A 17,026-nucleotide genomic window follows, 5' to 3' on the forward strand; every position below is an offset into this window, starting at 1 on the left:
ATTAAGCTCGTTATAGGAAAGTTAGAAGCCGTTGAAATTTCATATATATTATATAATCATCCTTGCCATACTGATTCATGGTTGTAGTGCAGTTAAAAATGTTCCCGAAGATGAGTATCTACTAAAAAAAGTAATCATCAAAGGGAAGCCAAACGAACTCTCGAGCACTAAACTTACGCCTTTTGTTAAGCAAAAGGAAAACCTGAAAATTTTAGGTGCTTTAAAATTTCAATTGGGGTTATACAATTTAGCAGGAAAAGATACTTCAAAGAATTTAAATAAGTGGTTAAGAAGAATAGGTGAAGCACCAGTTTTGTACGATGCTAGTTTAGCGGAACAATCAACTGATTTATTAAAAACATACCTTGAAAACAAGGGTTATTTCCACGCAAGTGTATCCGATACTTTACTATATGTATCTAAAAAGAAAGTAAAAGTAATATATGATATTGCTGAGGGTGAAAGATTTCGCTTAAGTAATGTCGGTTTTAGGGCAGAGGATCCTGTATTAGAGAAAATTGTTTTAGAGGATGAGAATGAGAGTTTGCTAAAAGAAGGAAAACCTTTTGATGTTAATATGCACGACAAGGAAAGGGAAAGGATTACTTCTAGTTTACGAAATAAGGGTTTTTACAGCTTTTCAAAGGAGTTTGTATATTTTAAGGCAGATAGTTCTATTGGTAATTTTCAGGTTAATGATTCTATCATCATTAAAAATGCTAAGAAAAACCTTTCCCGTAATAAGGATACTACTTTTGTCCATTCGAAATATCGTATTAAGGATGTATTTTATAGAATGGGGTACGATACTCATAGGGCAATTACCGAGAAAGAAGATTATTTTAATCAATTTGATACCTTGATAATCAATGATACTCATTTTTTGTATTTGGATGAAATTGAGGTTAATCCAGAAGTGTTGTATAGCTCAAGTCATATACAACCTGGACAATTGTACCAAGAGGAGTTGGTGGATCGTACTCAGGCTCTACTCTCTAGTTTAAAATTATATAGATATGTTAATATCCGATTTGTAGAAACAGAAGCTCCAGATTCAGAATCGTCCAGTGAAGGTGATAAATGGTTAGATTGCCAAATTCAATTAGTTCCGGCCAAGTATCAGTCTTATTCGGTGGATGTTGAAGGAACGAATTCTTCAGGAAACTTTGGTGCTGGGGGTAATTTTAAATACGGTCATAAAAATATCTTTAAAGGTGCAGAGGAGTTTGCTTTTCGTTTTGGTGGATCATGGCAAAGTCAGTACGATAGAGACAAAGACCTATTTAGTACAATTGAATTAGGAACAGAGGTGAGCATTGTTTTTCCTAAATTCTGGATGCCATTTAAAGTAGAAAGATTCCGTCAAAGATATAACCCTAAAACATCATTGTCGGTTGCGTATAATTATCAACAAAGACCTGATTATACCAGAACAATAGCTAATGCAAAAATTAGTTATTTATGGAGATCTAATCAAAAAGTATCCCACATTTTTACTCCTTTAGGTATTAATTTCGTAACTATCCCTAAGGTAGATAGTTTGTTTTGGTCTGAAATAGAAAATACTTATTTACGCTATTCATATGAGGATCACTTAATATCAAGCACCTCTTATTCTTATGTTTATAATGAGCAGGAACTTAATAAGCGTAAAAATTTCTGGTACTTTAATTGGACTATAGAGGAGGCAGGAAATTTTCTAAACCTATATGCAAAGGCAATTGGAAAGGATGTGGAGGTTGAAAATGATGATGGTAGCTCGGTTAGTTATAAGGAAGTGTTTGGGGTTAGATATGCGCAGTATATTCAAAGTGATATTGATGTAAGGTATCACCATTACTTAAACCAAATCAATAGTTTTGCTTACCGATTTTATTTAGGTGTAGGTTATCCTTACGGTAACTTGGATGTATTGCCGTTCGAAAAAAGATATATTTCGGGAGGGGCTAATAGTATTCGTGCTTGGCCCGTGAGAGGTTTAGGTCCAGGTTCTTTTTACGATCCTCAAGCAAGTTATTACAACCAAACTGGGGATATTAAAATTGAATGGAATGCAGAGTATCGATTTAAACTTTTTTGGCTGTTAGAAGGAGCTTTGTTTTTGGATGTAGGTAATATATATACCATTAGAGAGGATATTAGTCCAGATGAAAGTGCTTTATTTAAGTTTAAGGATTTTGGAGATAAATTGGCTGTTGGTACTGGTGTTGGTGTTAGGTTTGATGTTAGTTATTTTATTTTCAGACTTGATACAGGTATGAAATTAAGAGATCCTATTGATTATCCGGTTGGAGATAATGGTAGAAGGCCAAATAAATGGCTGATAGGTAATCGGTCATATACTTGGGATGATTTTGCATTTAATTTTGCCATTGGTTATCCGTTCTAAAAACCGCTATCGTTTAGCTGGTTTTAAGCGAATGAAGCTAGAGTAAAAAACTAACAATTATCATGTTTAGATATAAAACCCTTTTGATTTTGCGCTTATAAATTGGTTTTATTTTGTACTTTTGCGCAATAATTTTAAAATAAGTCATTGAAAGATGAGTTGATTTAAAATTGCAAGGTGAAGTTTATCAAAGACTTTGGTGCCTTATTGGAATTGAAATAGTATATTTTTAATAAATATTACCTGTTAACTATGACAGGAGGTCTCTAAATTTTAAATAATAGACGCAATGAAAAAAGTTTTGGATGTTGTTAAGCCAGGTGTAGTAACTGGTGACGACGTAAGCAAGTTATTCCAAGTTGCTAAGGAGAATGGTTTTGCATTACCAGCTGTAAACGTTGTTGGTACTGATTCTATCAACGGAGTTATTGAAGCTGCAAAAGTAGTTAATTCTCCAGTAATCATCCAGTTGTCAAACGGTGGTGCTGCATTTTACGCAGGTAAAGGTATCGGTCTAGAAGGACAACAAGGACAAGTTTTAGGAGCTGTTTCTGCTGCTAAGCACGTTCACATGGTAGCTGAGGCTTATGGTGTGCCAGTAATTTTACATACTGACCATGCTGCTAAAAAATTACTTCCTTGGATCGACGGACTTTTAGATGCAGGTGAAAAGCATTTCGAAGAAACTGGAAAGCCTCTTTTCAGCTCACACATGCTTGACCTTTCAGAGGAGCCTTTAGAGGAAAACCTTGAAATCTGTAAGCAGTACTTCGAGAGAATGAACAAAATCGGTATGACTATCGAGATTGAGTTAGGTATCACAGGTGGTGAGGAAGATGGTGTTGACAACTCTGAAGTTGATAACGCTCTTCTTTATACTCAGCCAGAAGAAGTAAATCAAGCTTATGAAGTATTAAGTCAAGTTGGACCTAACTTCACTATTGCTGCTTCGTTTGGTAACGTACACGGTGTATATAAGCCTGGTAACGTTGTTTTAACTCCAAAAATTCTTGATAACTCACAAAAGTTCATCGCTGAGAAGCATGGTTTGGGTTCTAACCCTGTAAACTTTGTATTCCACGGTGGATCAGGTTCTACTTTAGAAGAAATTCGTGAGTCAATCAGTTACGGTGCTATCAAAATGAACATTGATACTGATACACAATGGGCTACTTGGGATGGTATCCGTGTTTTTGAAGCTGAAAATCGCGATTACTTACAAGGGCAAATCGGTAACCCAGATGGTGACGATAAGCCAAATAAGAAATATTATGACCCTCGCGTTTGGTTACGTAAAGGTCAAGTTTCTTTAGTAGAGAGATTGAAAGTTGCATTTAGCGACCTAAACTGTATTGATGTACTATAGTACAAATCAATAATAATATATAACGAAGCCCTCATCATTTAGATGGGGGCTTTGTTTTTATGCCTTTTTTTTGTTTTTTAGCCCCGAATTTTATTGATAGTATTATTATAAGCTCAAATGGGAGATCAGAATAGAGATTTATTTACAAGTAAGTTTGGAGTAATTGCTGCAGCGGCAGGTTCAGCAGTCGGGTTGGGTAATATTTGGAAGTTTCCATATATCGCTGGAGAGTACGGTGGAGGTGCATTTTTATTTGTATATCTTGGTTTTATTATTGTAATAGGTTTGCCTATTATGATTTCGGAGTTTATGATAGGAAGAAAAGCGCAAAAAAATGCTTTTGGTTCTTTTAAGGCTTTAGCTCCTAATTCTTCTTGGAGAATAACTGGATTATTTGGAGTGATTGCGGCTTATTTAATTTTATCGTTTTATGGTGTTGTGGCTGGTTGGTCCTTTCATTATGCAGCCGAATCTTGTTTAGGAAATCTGGTGGATAAAACACCTCAGGAATTTGAAAGCTTATTTGTATCCTTTATCGAAAAACCTATACTGCCCGTTGTTTGGCAATCTATATTTATGATTGTTACGGCTGGTATAGTATTACTAGGTGTGCAAAAAGGAATTGAAAAATATTCTAAAATATTAATGCCATTGCTGGTTATAATTTTACTTGTTTTGGTAGTGCGATCAGTAACCTTGCCTGGCGCGGAGAAAGGGCTAGCATTTTTATTTAAGCCTGATTTTTCTAAATTCACTATGGATGGTGTTTTAAATGCATTGGGGCATGCCTTCTTTTCTTTAAGTTTAGGAATGGGTACCTTAATTACTTACGGTTCTTACGTGAAAAAATCTAATAACATTGGTAGGACTGCATTTCAGGTATCCATGGCCGATACTTTAATTGCAATTTTAGCGGCTATTGTAATTATGCCTGCCGTTTTTGCCTTCGATATTGCGCCTGGAAAAGGTCCAGGTCTTGTGTTTATAACCTTACCAAATGTATTTCAGCAGATGCCTGGAGGGCAGTTTTTCTCAGTGTTGTTTTTCGTACTTTTAGGTGTTGCGGCATTAACATCTTCTATCTCCATTCTAGAAGTTATTGTCACTTTCTTTGTAGAGGAGTTTAAGATGAAGCGTAAGACAGCTACGCTTATTGCAGGCAGTACGACTGCTTTAGTTGGTGTGTTTTGTTCTTTATCTATGGGTGTATTAAATACTTCAGTGTTTATGGGTAAAAACCTTTTTGATACACTCGATTTTTTCGCATCCAATGTATTTTTACCATTAGGAGGGTTGTTAATTGCGTTGTTTGTTGGTTGGTACTTTGGTAAGCAACGAACAGAAGAAGAGTTGTCGAGTGGTGGTCGATTCAAAGTTAACTATATTAATGTGTTGTTTGTTTCGCTTAGATATATTGCCCCAATTGCTATTTTTATAGTATTGGTTTATGGTATAGTTGAAAACTTAGAGATTTATTTAGAGTTGGATATCATGCCGTGGTAATGTGTTTTTTTAAACTCAACCCTACTTTTTCTTAATTAAAATACTTTTATTCATTCCATATAAATACTAAATTAGGTATGTCAAACATAATACCTAATTTATGTGGAAAAATTTCTTCCTTTATACCCGTAGTGAACAGAAAGGGATTGTTGTCCTTTTAATACTGATTTTTGTATTGCTAATGGTACGGTTTACGATGCCTTATTGGACCTGGTATTTTGTAACAACAACTACGGATGATGAATTTATTACTCGAGTAAAGTCTTTAAATGATAAATTAGTTTCCGAAAATACAGATGTAATTAAAGATACCTTGTTTTTCTTCAATCCAAATCAAGTGGGAGAGGGAGAGCTTGTTCTTTTAGGCTTTTCTAATTATCAACTTAAATCCTTTATGGGGTATAGAGAGAAGATAGGAGACTTCAAGACGAAATCGGATTTATTAAAAGTTTACGGGATGGATTCAACACTTTATTTGAGAGTTGAGCCATATATTAATATTCCTACTAAATCGAAGCGTATTGATCGTAATGTAACTAAAGAAATACATTGGGTTAATTTTAACAAAGTAGGGGATGGGTTTTGGTCTGAGCAAATTAGTTCTGCTGTTATTCGTAAAGAGGCTAAAGAGTTTATAACTAATTATTATATCAAAAAATCATTACCTCTATACAAAGTGGAAGAATATTCCGATACTCAACTACTAGGGTGGCTTCGTAAAAATGGAAGTAAGAAATATGAGGAAAAGCAAAGGGCTAAGTTGCTTATTGAATTGAATACTGCTGCTGTTGATGATTTAAAACGCTTACCAGGTATTGGTGATAAACTGGCAAATAGAATAATAAAGTTCAGGAATGCTTTGGGTGGTTTTCTTAATAAGGAGCAATTTGCGGAGGTTTACGGTATATCGGATGAATTATTTAAGCAGTTAGAGTCGAGCTTAACAGTGAATGGAGCTTTGGTAATAAAGCTGGATATAAGAAATATGAATTTATCGTTAATTTCGAAACATCCATATATCAATTATAAGCAAGCAAAAGAATTAAAAAACCTGTACAGAAAGAATGAAAATGTAAATGAAACCATGGTGCTAAGTCTGGGATCTATAAAAGAGTATGATTGGAGCAGGGTTAAGCCTTATCTGAAGTGAATGGTTAAGTCTTGTTTATAAGTGTTTTTGAGTGGGTTGAGAAAAAAAATAAACGATTATTTGTTGCTATCGATAATCTTTAGTTTCTTTGTACCCGCAAATAATTAAGGTGTTACCGTTTTAGTCTTTGGAATGTTTTGATTATTTGATGGTTAGTAAATGAATTTGTACGCAAATAAAAAAAATAAAAAGAGAAAATTATGATTGTTATTCCAATTAAAGAAGGCGAGAACATTGAGAGAGCATTGAAGAAATTCAAAAGAAAATTCGAAAAGACTGGTGCTATGCGCGAGTTACGTTCACGTCAGGCTTTTACAAAGCCTTCTATTGAAAGAAGAGAGGAAGTAAAGAAGGCTATCTACGTTCAGCAATTACAGCAAAACGAAGAAATGTAGGCTTTGTCTAGGTCGTTTTACTGTAATTTTTGTATATTCGTTTTTACGGAAAAGTAAGATGTGACCTTGGATGATTTCGATTCAATCGTTTTTAAAATATTTAGAGTTCGAGAAGCGCAGTTCGGAGCATACGCTTATATCATATCGCTGCGATCTCGAACAATTTTTATCTTTTTGTGAAGATAAAGAGGTAAGAGAGATAGGTTCTATCACAACAAAGTTTGTGAGGCGATGGGTGGTGAAGTTGGTAGATGATGGAATGGCACCCAAAAGTGTGAGTAGAAAAATTACAGCCTTAAAATCTTTTTTCAGATTTCAAATGAGAGAAGGTGTTGTTGAGGTAAGTCCTGTTGATGGAGTGGTCACTCCTAAGATTCCGAAAAAACTTCCTGTATTTGTACGTGATGCTGAAATGAATCATTTGTTGGATGATATTCCATTTGCAAACGATTTTGAAGGTGTTAGAGATAAATTGATTCTTGAATTGTTTTACGGTTCAGGTATGCGCTTATCTGAGTTGGTTAATTTAACCGATCGATGTTTTGATTTAAAACAAGGCTTGGTTAAAGTAACTGGTAAATTTAAGAAGGAACGTTTAATTCCGATGTATAAGGAGTTGGTTGAATTGGTGAAGAGTTATATTGGAGTACGAGATGCGGAGTTTGGTGAAGTTGGTGCATTTTTTGTAACGGCAAAAGGTGTAAAGGTGTATCATAAGTTGGTGTATCGAGTAGTGAATAAGTATTTAGGCTTAGTTACTACTTTGCATAAAAAAAGCCCTCATGTTTTGAGGCACTCGTTTGCAACTTCATTATTGAATGCAGGAGCAGATTTAAATGCAATTAAAGAGTTATTAGGACACTCGAATTTAAATGCGACAGAAGTGTATACGCATAGTAGTTTCGAGAAAATAACTGATATATATAATCAGGCCCATCCGCGGTCTTAAATAATTGGAGGATTTCATATGAACGTAACAATTCAGTCAGTAAAATTTGATGCGGCAGATAAATTAAAAGAGTTTATCGAGCAAAAAGTAAATAAATTGGATGTTTTTTTTGATGGTATTATTGATGCAGAAGTGATACTTAAGCTAGATAAGTCAGAATCATCAGAAAACAAGGTAGCGGAAATCGGTTTGAAAGTACCAGGTTCGGATTTGTTTGCAAAAAAACAAACTAAATCTTTTGAGGAGTCAATTGATCTTTGTTGTGGAGCTTTAAAAAAGCAGTTGATTAAGAAGAAGGAAAAGGTGAAATAATCTGGTTGATATCAGGTTTGAATTGCATTTTTGTTTGGTGGTAAGGTGTTGTGTGTTAGGATGATTATGGAGGTGGTTAATTATTTACATTGAAGGTGTAAAAAAAAATCTATTTTTATTGTTGTCTTTAAGAAATATATTATACATTTGCACACCGTTTTAGGAATGTAATTTTACTACCTAAAATAAGTTATAGAGTGGCTGGTTGTTGAAAAGTGATCAGCCTCTTGAGTGAAATAAAGTGACCTTTTAATGAAAAGGTGATTTGGGAAGATACCAAAGTGGCCAACTGGGGCGGACTGTAACTCCGCTGACTTTCGTCTTCGTAGGTTCGAATCCTGCTCTTCCCACAAGAACCGGAAATGTTTTAAATTATCCGGGGTTTTGCGAAGTTTTTGATTAATAATTCATTACCTTTGTAGCCCCGAATCAAAAGCGGGAGTAGCTCAGCTGATAGAGCATTAGCCTTCCACGCTAAGGGTCGCGGGTTTGAATCCCGTCTCCCGCTCAATCGGCCGACGTAGCTCAGGGGTAGAGCGTTTCCTTGGTAAGGAAGAGGTCATGGGTTCAAATCCCATCGTTGGCTCTATTCTGGTTCGGATTTTAAAAATATAAGTTAATATCTAATTGTCTAATTATTTCGAGTTATGGCTAAAGAACATTATGACAGGTCAAAGCCTCATGTGAACATCGGTACGATTGGTCACGTTGACCACGGTAAAACTACTTTAACAGCTGCAATCACTAAAGTGCTAGCAGATAAAGGATTTTCAGAAGCAAGAGATTTTGATCAAATTGATAATGCTCCTGAGGAAAAGGAAAGGGGTATTACTATTAACAGTGCTCACGTTGAGTATGCAACAGAGAATCGTCACTATGCGCACGTTGACTGTCCAGGTCACGCCGATTATGTGAAGAACATGGTAACTGGTGCTGCACAGATGGATGGAGCTATCATTGTAGTTGCTTCTACTGATGGTCCTATGCCTCAAACTCGTGAGCATATCCTATTAGCACGTCAGGTAAACGTACCTAAATTGGTCGTTTTCATGAACAAAGTTGATATGGTAGATGACGAGGAGCTTTTAGAGCTTGTTGAGATGGAAATTCGTGAACTGTTAGACTTTTATGAGTTTGATGGTGACAACACTCCTGTTATTCAAGGATCTGCTTTAGGTGGATTGAATGGAGACGAGAAGTGGGTTGAGAAAATCATGGAGTTAATGAATGCTGTTGATACATGGATTCCAATTCCTCCACGTGATGTTGAAAAACCTTTCTTGATGCCTATCGAGGATGTATTCTCTATTACTGGTCGTGGTACTGTTGCTACAGGTCGTATCGAAACAGGTACTATCCACACAGGTGATGAAATGCAAATCATCGGTTTAGGTGCTGAAGGTAAGAAGACTGTATGTACTGGTGTTGAAATGTTCCGTAAGATTCTTGATGACGGACAAGCTGGTGATAACGTAGGTCTTTTATTACGTGGTATCGATAAAGAAGAAATTAAAAGAGGTATGGTTCTTGGTGCTCCAGGACTTATTACTCCACATACTAAATTTAAAGCTGAGGTATATATCTTGAAGAAAGAAGAAGGTGGTCGTCACACTCCTTTCCATAACAAGTATCGTCCTCAATTTTACCTACGTACTCTTGATGTAACTGGTGAGATTTCTTTACCAGAAGGTACTGAAATGGTAATGCCTGGTGATAATGTAACTATCACTGTAGAGCTTATCTACCCAGTAGCTGTTGATCAAGGTCTTCGTTTTGCTATCCGTGAAGGTGGTAGAACTGTAGGTGCAGGTCAGGTAACTGAAATTATTGAGTAATCAATATATATTTAAGTGGAAGAGTTTACTCTTCCACTTTTTTTAATACGGGATTAGCTCAGTTGGTAGAGCACTGGTCTCCAAAACCAGGTGTCAGGAGTTCGAGTCTCTTATCCCGTGCAAAGCCGGATGAAAAATCGTTAAAGCGATTGTTATCCGGCAAAATAGTAAAAGAATCACGGTGCTTTTTTAGTGCCAGTTAAAGAAATAAAGCAGTGAGCAAAATTGTAAATTACTTTAAAGACGTTCAGAACGAGTTAGTGAACAAAACGTCATGGCCAACATGGGCTGAGTTGCAAAATAGTGCTTTAGTTGTAATGGTTGCTTCTGCGATTATTGCTGGCATAGTTTATGGAATGGACGTTACTTTTGATAAGTCTCTAGATTGGATTTATAAGCAACTTTACTAAGAAAGTCGTATACATGGGTAATCTAGATAAAAAATGGTACGTACTAAGAGCCATTGGAGGAAAAGAGAAAAAAGTAAAAGAGTACGTTGAAAATGAAGTTGAGCGCTTAAATCTGCAAGACTATATTGCTCAAGTTCTTATTCCTCAAGAAAAAGTATACCAAATTCGTAACGGTAAAAAAATCAGTAAAGAAAGAAATTACTTCCCTGGTTATGTTATGATTGAAGCTGCTTTAGTTGGAGAAGTACCACATATTCTTAAAAGTATTCCAAATGTTATTGGTTTTTTAGGTGACCGAGATAATAGTGCTGTACCTTTACGTATTGCTGAGGTAAACAGAATTCTTGGTAAAGTAGATGAATTAGCGGATTCTGAAAACGAGGAATTTGATGTTCCTTATTTTGTAGGTGAAACCGTAAAAGTTATCGACGGACCATTCAATGGTTTCAATGGTACTATTGAGGATGTAAACGAAGAGAAAAGAAAGCTTCAGGTAATGGTTAAGATTTTCGGAAGAAAGACTCCATTAGAATTAAGTTTTCTTCAAGTAGAAAAAGAACAATAGGTCACTTTAAGCTTGTATGTTTAAGCTTCCATAAAAGATTTATCTTTTATCACTGCAAGAACTGAAGCGACTGATTTCTTATATATATATTAATTAAATAAGAATTGCTACATGGCTAAAGAAGTAGAAACTTTTATCAAATTACAGATAAAAGGTGGAGCGGCAAACCCTTCACCACCTGTAGGGCCTGCATTAGGTGCTAAAGGTGTGAATATAATGGAGTTTTGTAAGCAATTCAATGCCAGAACTCAGGAAAAGGCAGGTAAAGTTTTACCAGTTGTTATTTCGGTGTATACTGACAAGTCTTTTGATTTTGTTATTAAAACACCACCAGCAGCTGTTCAACTTTTAGATGCCGCAAAGCTTAAAAGTGGTTCTCCTGAGCCCAACCGTAAAAAGGTAGGTTCAGTATCATGGGATCAAGTGAAAGCGATTGCTGAGGATAAAATGGCTGATTTGAATTGTTTTACAGTTAGCTCCGGTATGAAGATGGTGGCCGGAACTGCCAGAAGTATGGGTATTACCGTAAATGGTGATTTCCCTGGTGATAACTAATAAATACCATTTTGGAGATATGACAAAACTAACAAAGAGTAAAAAGTTAGCGTTAGATAAAATCGAAGCCGGAAAGCAATATTCGCTTGAGGAAGCAGCCAAATTGGTAAAAGAAATTACCACAACAAAATTTGATGCTTCGGTAGATGTTGACGTAAGGTTAGGTGTTGATCCAAGAAAAGCCAACCAAATGGTAAGAGGAATTTGTACTCTTCCGCATGGTACTGGTAAAGAAGTTCGTGTTTTAGTTTTATGTACTCCTGATAAGGAAGAAGAAGCTAAAAGTGCAGGAGCTGATTTTGTTGGATTGGATGAATACGTAGATAAAATCAAAGGCGGTTGGACCGATATTGATGTTATTATTACTATGCCTAGTGTGATGGCTAAAGTTGGACAATTAGGACGTGTTTTAGGTCCTCGTGGTTTAATGCCAAACCCTAAGAGTGGTACTGTAACTATGGAAGTAGGTAAAGCTGTAAATGAAGTGAAAGCTGGAAAAATCGACTTTAAAGTTGATAAGTACGGTATAATTCATACTTCAATCGGAAAAGTATCCTTTGATGAGAAAAAAATTGCTGAGAACGCGCAAGAATTTATTAATGTAATTAATAAACTTAAGCCAAGTTCAGCAAAAGGAACTTACATTAAGAGCATAAGTCTTTCAAGTACGATGAGTCCAGGTATTAGTGTTGAAGCCAAATCGGTTGAAGCCTAAACGTTTAACTAACAAAAAAAAGGAATCATGAAAAAGGAAGATAAAAGCTTACTTGTAAAAGAACTTACCGAAAATATAGCAGAGTACAATCACTTTTATGTGGTTGATGCTGGTGATATGGATTCGGGTAAGACGAGTGACCTTCGTAGACTTTGTTTTAACAAAGAGGTGAAGATGATGATGGTAAAAAATACCTTATTCACAAAAGCACTTAAAGAGTCTGAAGGTGATTACGACGAACTATTTGATACGTTAAAAGGTTCAACAGCAGTTTTCTTTTGTAATACAGGTAATGTGCCTGCAAAACTTATTAAAGAGTTTAGCAAAGCAAATAAAAAGCCAGTATTAAAAAGTGCCTATGTTGAGGAGTCTGTATATCTTGGTGCTGAGTCTTTAGAGGCTCTTGTAGGTATCAAGTCTAAGGACGAGCTTATTGGCGATATCGTTGCATTATTACAATCACCGGCGAAAAATGTTATTTCTGCGCTACAGTCTGGTGGTTCTACAATTCACGGTGTGTTACAAACACTAGCAGAAAAAGAGTAAATAAAAGAAAAATAACAATATTTTAATAAATAAATAAAATGGCAGATTTAAAGAAGCTTGCAGAAGAGTTAGTTAACCTAACAGTAAAAGATGTTAACGAACTTGCAGAGATCCTTAAAGAAGAATATGGTATTGAGCCTGCTGCTGCAGCTGTAGCTGTAGCTGGACCTGCAGCTGGTGGAGACGCTGGTGCTGCTGAAGAGCAAACTGAATTTGACGTGATTCTTAAGTCACCAGGATCATCTAAATTAGCTATCGTTAAGTTAGTAAAAGAGATGACTGGAGTAGGTCTTAAAGAAGCTAAAGAATTAGTTGACAAAGCACCTGCACCATTAAAAGAGAAAGTAACTAAAGAAGAAGCTGAAGCACTTAAAACTCAATTAACAGAGGCTGGAGCAGAAGTTGAACTTAAGTAAGTTATTACTACCTAATATAGGGAACGGTTTAGGGACTTATCATTGATAAGTTCCTAGACCTTTTTATGCATTTATGTTATAAGTTCAATTAATTTTTGTTGATAGATGACTCCAAATACCACAAGCGAAAGGATTAGCTTTGCTTCTATTCAAAATCAATTAGATTATCCTGATTTTTTAGAAGTTCAATTAAAATCATTCCGTGAGTTCTTTCAACAGGGAGCAACACCTGAGGAAAGACAAATTGAAGGTTTATATCAAGTATTTGAAGAAAACTTTCCCATCACGGACACAAGAAACAACTTTGTTCTAGAGTTTCTTGATTTCGGTATAGATCCTCCTAGATACTCTATTCAAGAGTGTACGGAACGAGGACTTACCTTTAGTGTACCTTTAAAGGCTAAACTTAAGTTATACTGTACCGACCCAGAACACGAAGATTTTGACACCGTCGTTCAAGATGTTTATCTTGGAACCGTGCCATATATGACAGATAAAGGTAGCTTTATTATCAATGGTGCTGAACGAGTAGTTGTGTCACAGTTACACCGTTCTCCTGGTGTATTCTTTGGTCAAAGTACACACGCAAATGGTACTAAATTATATTCTGCACGTATTATTCCTTTTAAAGGATCGTGGATAGAATTTGCTACTGACATCAACAGTGTGATGTATGCGTACATCGATAGAAAGAAAAAATTACCAGTAACAACATTGCTACGTGCGATAGGTTACGAGAGTGATAAAGAAATTTTAGAGATTTTTGACCTTGCGGATGAAATCAAGGTTTCTAAATCTGGATTGAAAAAAGTAGTAGGTAGAAAACTTGCTGCTCGTGTTCTTAAAACGTGGATCGAAGATTTCGTTGATGAGGATACAGGTGAAGTTGTATCGATTGAGCGTAACGAAGTTATTATTGATCGTGAAACAGTTATCGAAACTGAGCACATTGAAGAGATTGTTGATTCAGGTGCTAAAACAATTCTGTTACATAAAGAAAATCAGAATTTATCTGATTTCGCTATTATATATAACACACTTCAAAAAGATCCGTGTAACTCGGAAAAAGAAGCAGTGTTGCATATTTATCGTCAGTTACGTAATGCGGAGCCACCAGATGAGGCTACGGCGCGTGACGTAATCGATAAATTATTTTTCTCGGATAAACGTTACGATCTTGGAGAGGTAGGACGCTACCGTTTAAATAAAAAATTAGGATTAGAGACGGCAGTTGACACAAAAGTATTAACTAAGCCTGATATTATCCAAATCATCAAATATCTTATTGAATTAATTAATTCAAAAACAGAAGTTGATGATATTGATCACCTTAGTAACCGTCGTGTACGTACAGTAGGTGAGCAATTAGGAAACCAATTTGGTGTTGGTTTAGCACGTATGGCTCGTACTATTCGTGAGAGAATGAATGTAAGAGATAATGAAGTATTTACGCCAATCGAACTGATTAATAGTAAAACTTTATCATCTGTAATTAATAGTTTCTTCGGAACAAATGCTTTATCTCAATTTATGGATCAAACGAATCCATTGGCAGAGATTACGCATAAACGTAGAATGTCAGCTTTAGGGCCTGGTGGTCTTTCTCGTGAAAGAGCAGGTTTCGAGGTTCGAGATGTTCACTATACTCACTATGGTCGTTTATGTCCGATTGAAACACCAGAGGGACCAAACATTGGTTTGATTTCTTCTTTATGTGTTTTTGCTAAGATTAACGATTTAGGTTTTATTGAAACTCCTTATCGTAAAGTTACGGAAGGTAAAGTAGATCTTAGCCTAGAGGGAGTAACTTATCTGAGTGCTGAGGAGGAAGAGGAATTAACTATTGCTCAGGCAAATGCTCCTTTAACGGAGGATGGTAATTTCGCCAATCCAAAAATTAAGGCTCGTTTAGAAGCGGATTATCCGTTGTCTACACCAGAAGAGATTCACTTAATGGATGTTGCTCCTAACCAGATTGCTTCGGTAGCAGCTTCTTTGATTCCTTTCTTAGAGCATGATGATGCGAACCGTGCTTTGATGGGATCTAACATGATGCGTCAGGCCGTACCATTATTACGTCCTGAATCTCCGATTGTTGGTACTGGATTAGAAGGAAAGCTAATTAGTGATTCTAGAACAAACATTGTTGCTGAAAAAGATGGTGTTATTGAGTTCTGTGATGCTGAAGAAATAGTTATCCGTTACGATCTAACTGAAAACGAAAAATTTGTAAGTTTTGATTCTGAAACTAAACGTTATAAAATAACTAAGTTCCAGAAAACAAATCAAAATACTTGTATTGACCTTAAACCAATGGTTGTCACTGGCGAAAGAGTTAAAGCAGGACAGATCCTTACGCAAGGATATTCTACTGAGAAAGGAGAGCTTGCTCTGGGACGTAACCTTAAAGTGGCATTTATGCCTTGGAAAGGTTATAACTTTGAGGATGCGATTGTAATCTCAGAAAGAGTAGTTCGTGAAGATGTATTTACATCGGTACATATCGATGAGTATTCTTTAGAAGTACGTGACACAAAACGTGGATTAGAGGAATTAACTTCTGATATTCCAAACGTTAGTGAAGAAGCGACTAAAGATCTTGATGAGAACGGATTGATTAGAGTGGGTGCTCATGTTGAGCCAGGAGATATCTTAATTGGTAAAATTACTCCAAAAGGTGAAAGTGATCCTACTCCAGAAGAAAAGTTATTACGTGCTATTTTTGGTGAAAAAGCGGGTGATGTTAAAGATGCATCATTGAAAGCTTCTCCATCATTAAAAGGTGTTGTAATTAATAAAAAACTTTTCTCTCGTATCATTAAGGATAGAAAAGCAAGATCATCAGATAAACCATTAATTGCTAAAATTGATGAGGAATTTGATCGTTCAGTAGCTGATTTGAGAAACCGTTTAGTTGACAAATTATTTAGTATAACTAATGGTAAAACTTCTCAAGGTGTTCAAGATTATTATGATGTTGACATCGTAGCTAAGGGTACTAAGTTTACTCAAAAAATATTAGGTGATGTTGATTTTCACAATATCGACCCTAATAAATGGACTACTGATAAAGATAAGAATGAGTTAATTCAAAGATTAATTCATAACTATCTGTTAAAGTTCCAGGAATATGAAGCTAAAGAAAAGCGTCAAAAATACAATTTGACTATCGGGGATGAGCTTCCTGCTGGTATCGTACAATTAGCAAAAGTATATGTTGCTAAAAAACGTAAGATTACTGTAGGTGATAAAATGGCTGGACGTCACGGTAACAAAGGTATTGTATCAAGAATTGTACGTGTAGAGGATATGCCTTTCCTTGAGGATGGTACTCCTGTAGACATCGTTCTTAACCCACTTGGTGTACCATCAAGGATGAACCTTGGACAGATTTACGAAACTGTATTAGGTTGGGCTGGTAAAGAGCTTGGTGTTAAGTTTGCTACACCAATTTTTGACGGTGCTAAATTTGCTGATATGGATGAATGGACCACTAAAGCGAATGTGCCTGATTATGGTAAGAGTTACTTATATGATGGAGGTACAGGTAATAGATTCCACCAGCCAGCAACGGTAGGTGTGATTTATATGCTTAAGTTAGGTCACATGGTTGAGGATAAAATGCATGCTCGTTCAATTGGACCTTATTCTTTAATTACGCAACAGCCATTAGGTGGTAAGGCACAGTTTGGAGGTCAGCGTTTTGGAGAAATGGAAGTTTGGGCATTAGAGGCATTTGGTGCAGCTAATATCCTACAGGAAATTCTAACAGTTAAGTCGGATGACGTAATGGGTCGTGCAAAAGCTTACGAGGCTATTGTCAAAGGTGATCCAATGCCAAAGCCTGGTATACCGGAATCACTTAACGTATTGTTACATGAGCTTAGAGGTCTTGGTTTAAGTGTAAATCTAGATTAAAG

General features: G+C 36.0%; 15 protein-coding genes and 4 tRNA genes. All 19 read left to right on the top strand.

The features are described 5' to 3' along the window. Positions 1-31 precede the first annotated feature (31 nt). The 19 genes from tamL (at position 32) to rpoB (ending at position 17,024) form a co-directional block, all read left to right on the top strand. The gene (tamL, locus tag A8L32_RS05355) at positions 32-2,389 is read left to right on the top strand and encodes a translocation and assembly module lipoprotein TamL (RefSeq protein WP_233145458.1); all 2,358 of its coding nucleotides are present in this window, start codon (positions 32-34) and stop codon (positions 2,387-2,389) included. Between the two features lie 289 nt (positions 2,390-2,678). Next, the gene (fbaA, locus tag A8L32_RS05360; protein ID WP_066628564.1) at positions 2,679-3,755 is read left to right on the top strand and encodes a class II fructose-bisphosphate aldolase; all 1,077 of its coding nucleotides are present in this window, start codon (positions 2,679-2,681) and stop codon (positions 3,753-3,755) included. A 117-nt stretch (positions 3,756-3,872) separates the two neighbouring features. Further along, complete coding sequence (locus A8L32_RS05365) at positions 3,873-5,258, top strand: sodium-dependent transporter (RefSeq protein ID WP_066628567.1); 1,386 nt, start codon at positions 3,873-3,875, stop codon at positions 5,256-5,258. A 100-nt stretch (positions 5,259-5,358) separates the two neighbouring features. After that, entirely contained in the window at positions 5,359-6,408 is a 1,050-nt protein-coding gene (locus tag A8L32_RS05370; RefSeq protein WP_083631194.1) for a ComEA family DNA-binding protein, read from the top strand. Between the two features lie 200 nt (positions 6,409-6,608). Then, positions 6,609-6,803, top strand: coding sequence for a 30S ribosomal protein S21 (gene rpsU, locus A8L32_RS05375; protein ID WP_066628573.1), 195 nt, complete (start codon positions 6,609-6,611; stop codon positions 6,801-6,803). A gap of 70 nt (positions 6,804-6,873) precedes the next feature. After that, complete coding sequence (locus tag A8L32_RS05380; RefSeq protein ID WP_066628574.1) at positions 6,874-7,752, top strand: tyrosine-type recombinase/integrase; 879 nt, start codon at positions 6,874-6,876, stop codon at positions 7,750-7,752. Positions 7,753-7,770: 18 nt separating this feature from the next. Beyond that, positions 7,771-8,064 (top strand): ribosome hibernation-promoting factor, HPF/YfiA family, encoded by a 294-nt coding sequence (gene hpf / locus A8L32_RS05385; protein ID WP_066628575.1) that lies wholly within the window; start codon positions 7,771-7,773, stop codon positions 8,062-8,064. A gap of 267 nt (positions 8,065-8,331) precedes the next feature. After that, positions 8,332-8,414 (top strand) — tRNA-Tyr (locus A8L32_RS05390). A gap of 85 nt (positions 8,415-8,499) precedes the next feature. Further along, positions 8,500-8,572 (top strand) — tRNA-Gly (locus A8L32_RS05395). A 6-nt stretch (positions 8,573-8,578) separates the two neighbouring features. Continuing rightward, positions 8,579-8,650 (top strand) — tRNA-Thr (locus tag A8L32_RS05400). A gap of 61 nt (positions 8,651-8,711) precedes the next feature. Further along, complete coding sequence (gene tuf, locus A8L32_RS05405) at positions 8,712-9,899, top strand: elongation factor Tu (RefSeq protein WP_066628576.1); 1,188 nt, start codon at positions 8,712-8,714, stop codon at positions 9,897-9,899. 47 nt (positions 9,900-9,946) lie between these two features. Beyond that, positions 9,947-10,019 (top strand) — tRNA-Trp (locus A8L32_RS05410). Between the two features lie 95 nt (positions 10,020-10,114). Then, on the top strand, positions 10,115-10,309 hold the full coding sequence (gene secE / locus A8L32_RS05415) for a preprotein translocase subunit SecE (RefSeq protein ID WP_066628578.1): 195 nt from the start codon (positions 10,115-10,117) through the stop codon (positions 10,307-10,309). 13 nt (positions 10,310-10,322) lie between these two features. After that, positions 10,323-10,874, top strand: a complete 552-nt coding sequence (nusG, locus tag A8L32_RS05420; RefSeq protein WP_066628586.1) for a transcription termination/antitermination protein NusG — start codon at positions 10,323-10,325, stop codon at positions 10,872-10,874. A 111-nt stretch (positions 10,875-10,985) separates the two neighbouring features. Next, the gene (gene rplK, locus A8L32_RS05425) at positions 10,986-11,429 is read left to right on the top strand and encodes a 50S ribosomal protein L11 (protein ID WP_066628589.1); all 444 of its coding nucleotides are present in this window, start codon (positions 10,986-10,988) and stop codon (positions 11,427-11,429) included. A gap of 19 nt (positions 11,430-11,448) precedes the next feature. After that, positions 11,449-12,144 carry a 50S ribosomal protein L1 gene (gene rplA / locus A8L32_RS05430; protein ID WP_066628592.1) on the top strand — a complete coding sequence of 232 codons (696 nt, stop codon included), beginning with the start codon at positions 11,449-11,451 and terminating at the stop codon, positions 12,142-12,144. Between the two features lie 27 nt (positions 12,145-12,171). Next, positions 12,172-12,690: a 50S ribosomal protein L10 gene (gene rplJ, locus A8L32_RS05435; protein ID WP_066628599.1), complete on the top strand. Its 519-nt coding sequence runs from the start codon at positions 12,172-12,174 to the stop codon at positions 12,688-12,690. A gap of 38 nt (positions 12,691-12,728) precedes the next feature. Further along, complete coding sequence (rplL, locus tag A8L32_RS05440) at positions 12,729-13,106, top strand: 50S ribosomal protein L7/L12 (protein ID WP_066628601.1); 378 nt, start codon at positions 12,729-12,731, stop codon at positions 13,104-13,106. 105 nt (positions 13,107-13,211) lie between these two features. Further along, positions 13,212-17,024, top strand: a complete 3,813-nt coding sequence (gene rpoB, locus A8L32_RS05445) for a DNA-directed RNA polymerase subunit beta (protein ID WP_066628603.1) — start codon at positions 13,212-13,214, stop codon at positions 17,022-17,024. Positions 17,025-17,026: the final 2 nt, after the last annotated feature.

Origin of the sequence: Labilibacter marinus, from assembly GCF_001659685.2 — a bacterium.
Taxonomy (GTDB): Bacteria; Bacteroidota; Bacteroidia; order Bacteroidales; family Marinilabiliaceae; genus Saccharicrinis; species Saccharicrinis marinus.